1 pseudogene is annotated in these 293 nt (G+C 73.7%); it reads left to right on the plus strand.

Annotated features, from left to right (window positions below):
- Window positions 1–293 (plus strand): annotated as a pseudogene (locus tag CF165_RS49835) (TetR/AcrR family transcriptional regulator); the annotation flags it as partial.

Here is a 293-nt window from a genome sequence, read left to right on the forward strand (position 1 = left end):
CGCAGGCGGCCGCGCCCGGGTTCCACGGCTGCCGCTACCTGGACGTGCAGATCGAGCTCAAGGATTCGCGGCACCCCGCGAGCCGCGTGGCCCGCCGGATCAAGCGGAACCTGATGACCTTCTTCCGCACCGAGGCCGAACGGGGCGGGGCGACCGACCCGGACCTGCTGGCCCGCCAGCTCATCCTGGTCTTCGACGGCGCCAGCGCCCGGGCCGGGATCGGCGTCGACGACCTGAAGGGGCTCATCACCCCGACCCTGGCCACCCTGCTCGACGCGGCGGGCCTGCGCTGA

It is taken from the genome of Amycolatopsis vastitatis (assembly GCF_002234595.1).
Taxonomy (GTDB): Bacteria; Actinomycetota; Actinomycetes; order Mycobacteriales; family Pseudonocardiaceae; genus Amycolatopsis; species Amycolatopsis vastitatis.